Source organism: Nocardiopsis sp. TNDT3, assembly GCF_003427465.1.
Classification (GTDB): Bacteria; Actinomycetota; Actinomycetes; order Streptosporangiales; family Streptosporangiaceae; genus Nocardiopsis; species Nocardiopsis dassonvillei.
Genome location: NZ_QPFC01000315.1, coordinates 1 through 3,934 on the forward strand (window position 1 = coordinate 1; position 3,934 = coordinate 3,934).

3 protein-coding genes and 1 pseudogene are annotated in these 3,934 nt (G+C 74.6%); 3 read left to right on the top strand and 1 reads right to left on the bottom strand.

Annotated features, from left to right (window positions below):
* Together DQW06_RS08475 and DQW06_RS08480 are read left to right on the top strand one after the other, a co-directional pair.
* On the top strand, positions 1-520 hold a 520-nt coding region (locus DQW06_RS08475; protein WP_157983374.1), incomplete at its 5' end, for a TetR/AcrR family transcriptional regulator.
* 184 nt (positions 521-704) lie between these two features.
* Entirely contained in the window at positions 705-3,083 is a 2,379-nt protein-coding gene (locus DQW06_RS08480; protein WP_013152596.1) for a lysylphosphatidylglycerol synthase transmembrane domain-containing protein, read from the top strand.
* Positions 3,084-3,096: 13 nt separating this feature from the next.
* Here the strand turns inward: DQW06_RS08480 and DQW06_RS08485 are convergent, their stop codons facing one another.
* Complete coding sequence (locus DQW06_RS08485) at positions 3,097-3,555, bottom strand: hypothetical protein (RefSeq protein WP_013152597.1); 459 nt, start codon at positions 3,553-3,555, stop codon at positions 3,097-3,099.
* Between the two features lie 160 nt (positions 3,556-3,715).
* Between DQW06_RS08485 and DQW06_RS08490 the strand changes: the two are divergent.
* A pseudogene (locus tag DQW06_RS08490) lies at positions 3,716-3,934 on the top strand (class I SAM-dependent methyltransferase); the annotation flags it as partial.

The window sequence follows — 3,934 nt, forward strand, 5'->3', positions numbered from 1 at the left end:
CCGCCGCGCCGGAGTGGGGGTCGCCACCCTCTACCGCCGCTTCCCCACCCGCGAGGCCCTGGTCACCGAGGTGTTCGCCGACCAGCTGACGGCCTGCGCCTCCCTGGTGGACGACGGCCTCGCCGACCCGGACCCCTGGCGGGGCTTCTGCTCGGTGGTCGAGCGGGTGTGCGCGATGCAGGCCGCCGACCGGGGCTTCACCGGCGCGTTCCTCACCACCTTCCCCGGCGCGGTCCCCTTCGAGGAGAAGCGCGAGCGCGCCGAACGCGGCCTCACCGAACTCATCCGCCGGGCCAAGGCGGCCGGGCGGCTGCGCCCCGACTTCGCGCTCGCCGACCTCACGCTGGTGTTCCTGGCCAACTGCGGGGCCGCCTCCGGCCCGCCGGAGGCGGCCGCCGCCTCCTCCCGCCGCCTGGTGGCCTACCTCCTCCAGTCCTTCGAGAACACGGAACGGCGCCGCCCCCTGCCAGCCGCCCCCGAGATCGGGCTGGACCAGATCCCCGACCTCTCCACGGGCTGAGCGCGGACGCTCCCGCGAAACGCACCGCCCCTGGCCCCCGGCCCCCTCGGATTCGGGCAGTCTTAAGGGTGTGACAACGCGAACCGACGAGATCCCCCCGCCGGACCCACGGACACCGAGAGCCCCGCGCAGGCCCGTCGACCTCCTCACGGGAACGGTCGGCCTGATCGTGGTGGCGGCGATCATGATCGCCGTCCGCGTGGTCACCGACGGTGTGGAGGGGACCGATCCCGACCGGCTCCGCGCGCTGCTGCCCTCCGGCCTGCTCCTGCTCGTCGCCGCGGGCGCCAACCTCCTGCTGATCGTCCTGGTCAGCTACGTCGTCCTGCGCACGCTGTTCACCGGGCGGCTGCGCTCCCTGGTCCGGCCGGTCGCCGCCGGAATCGCCGCCTACACACTCGCCTCGCTGATCAACGCCACCCTCTTCGCGCTGATCGGCCCGGAGCGGTTCCCCGACGCGCTCGCCCCCGACGACGTGTTCACCAGCGCCACCCTCGGCTACGTGGCCGCCGTCCTGGCCTTCATCCGCACCATGCCCACCGGGCTGCCGCGGGTCCGCTCGATCCTGTGGGCGGGCAACACCACCGTCGCGGTCTGCGCCCTGCTGGCCGGGGTCACCAGCCTCCTCGCCCTCGTCCTGACCGTCCTGGTCGGCCTCACCTGCGCCGCCCTGGTCCGGTACGCGCTGGGGGAGAGGCCGCCGCCGCAGACCGACAACGGACTGGACGCCGAGCTGCGCCGGTTCGGGCTGGCCGCCACCGGCGTCTCCCGCGCGGACGACGACGAGGAGGGCAACCCCCGCCACCTGGCCGAACTCGACGACGGCCGCCGGGTGGAACTGGTCGTGCTCAGCTCCGAGAACACCGCCGGGTTCTGGCGGCGCCTGCGCGACCTGCTGTTCCTGCGCGGTCCCGTGGCGCCCCGGATGCTCTACGGCGTGCGCCGCCGCGCCGAGCACGCCGCTCTGATGAGCTTCTCCGCCCGGCAGGCGGGGGCCGCCGTCCCCCGGGTCCTGGCCGTCGGCGAACTCGGGCCCGGCACCGTCCTGCTGGTCCGCGAGCTGCCCGCCTTCCGCGCGCTGGACGCGCTCGACGACGAGGAGCTCACCGACGAGCTGATCGACCTGTGCTGGCGCGAACTCGGACTGCTGCACCGCCACCGGCTCGTCCACGGCAACGTCAACGGCGCCACCGTCGGTGTCCTGGACCAGCCCTGCGACCCTGCCAGCGCCTCCGTCCCCGAGGGCGCATCAGAACCGGCAGACGCCGCCACCTCGGCAGGCACCTCCGAAACCGCGGTCCCGCCGGTCCCGGCGGCCTCTCGTGAAGCGGCGGTCCTGCTCACCGGCCTGGACCGCGGCGGCGTGGCCGCCCCCCAGCTCCAGGTCTGGCTGGACCAGGCCGCCATGCTCACCCTGCTGGCCATGCGGGTGGGGTCCGGGCGCGCCGTGGACTCGGCGGTGCGCGCGCTGGGCGTGACCGCCACGGCCGCGGTCCTGCCCTTCCTGCAACCCGCAGGCCTGCCCTACGCGCTGCGCAGGGGGCTGCGCGGGGACCGCGGGCTCCTGGCCAGGCTGCGCGAGCGCGTGGTGCGCATCGCCCCGGAGGCGCCCTCCGAACCCGCCCGCCTGGAGCGCATGCGTCCGCGCACCGTGGTCAGCGTCATCGTCGCCACCGTCGTCGGCCTGGTGCTGCTGTACCAGCTCACCGGCGTGGACTTCACCGCCATCGGCCGGGCCGACCCGGTGTGGACGCTGGCCGCGCTCGCCGCGTCGGTGGTGTGCACGCTCTCCGCCGCGATGATCCTCATCGGCTTCGTGCCCGTGCCGCTGCCGTGGTGGCGCACCGTCATGGTCCAGTACGCGGGGTCGTTCGTGCGCATCGCCGCCCCCGCCGGGCTGGGATCGCTCGCGATCAACACCCGGTTCGTCACCAGGGAGGGGGTCTCGACCTCCCTGGCCCTGTCCGCGGTGGGCCTCACCCAGCTGGTCGGGTTCCTGGTGCACGTGCCGCTGCTGCTGGTGTGCGCCTACCTCACCGGCACCTCGTACTGGACCGGGTTCACGCCCTCCCCGACCGTCGTCGTGATCAGTGTCGCCGGAACGGCCGTGGTGGGGGTGGTCCTGCTGCTGCCCCGGCTGCGGCACGCCCTCGGCGCCCGGATCCGGCCCTACCTGCGCGGGGTGCTGCCGCGGCTGCTGGACATGCTCCAGAGCCCGTCCAGCCTGCTGCTCGGCTTCGGCGGAACGCTGCTGATCACCGCGGCGTTCGTGCTGTGCCTGCAGTTCTCGGTCCTGGCCTTCGCCGACCCGGGCGCCCAGGTGAGCCTGGTGGCGGTCGCGGTGGTGTTCCTGGCGGGCAACGCCATCGGCTCGGCCGCGCCCACGCCCGGCGGCCTGGGTGCGGTGGAGGCCGCCCTGATCGGCGGCCTGACCACCGTGGCGGGCGTCCCCGCCGCCGTCGCGCTGCCCGCGGTGCTGCTGTTCCGGCTGCTGACCTTCTGGCTGCCGGTCCTGCCGGGCTGGGGGGCCTTCTCCTACCTCCAGCGCCGCGAGGCCATCTGAGCGGGCCCGGGCTTCAGGAGACGCCGGAGCGGGCGGGCACGAGCCTGCCGATCCCCCAGGCGACCAGACCGGTGACGGCGCCGACGGCCGCCCCGGTGAGGAGGCTGCTCACCACCGCGAAGCCGCGGATGACGACCGCGTGCGCGAGGGGCGGCAGGTCGCCGAGGTTGCCGCCGAGCCTGGGGGGACCGCCCTCCCAGGCGGTGTTCCACAGCAGCTGGTGCCCCAGGGCGAGGAGGACGCCGTAGAGCAGGCCGACCGCCAACAGCGTCAGGAACGGGTTCGGCGCCCGGGCCAGGACGGCCACCGCCACCCACACGAGCGGGGGGACGAACACGAACAGGGCGTTGACGAGCGTTCCCTCCTGGATGACGCCGAGGTCGTGCAGGATCACGCGGGGCGCCGCGAGCAGGGCCAGCAGGGCGATGACGGTCCAGGGCAGGCCGAGGGCGGAGCGTTTCTGTGCGGTCATGCCCACGACCCTAGGGAGACCGCCGCGCCAGCACATCCGCGTTCGGTATCGACCGTGTACGCCCGTGGTCGTACCCGGGGCCGCGCCCCGTCGTTAACCGGTTGAGCCCGCCCCGCCGGGTGCGCACAATGGCCGGATGACGACGAGGAGGCGGGAACCCGTGCGAGACTTCGACGACCTGGTGGAGGAGGCCGTCCGGCGGCCGACCTCCGGGTGGGACTTCCGTTTCCTGGACGGGAGGGTGGTCGAGGACCCGCTGCCCTGGTCCTACGGGGAGCGCGCCGGGCGGCTCGTGCGTACCGTGCGGGCGCCCGTCCTGGACCTGGGCACCGGGGGCGGAGAGTTCCTCTCCTCACTGGCGCCGCTGCCGCCCGGCTCC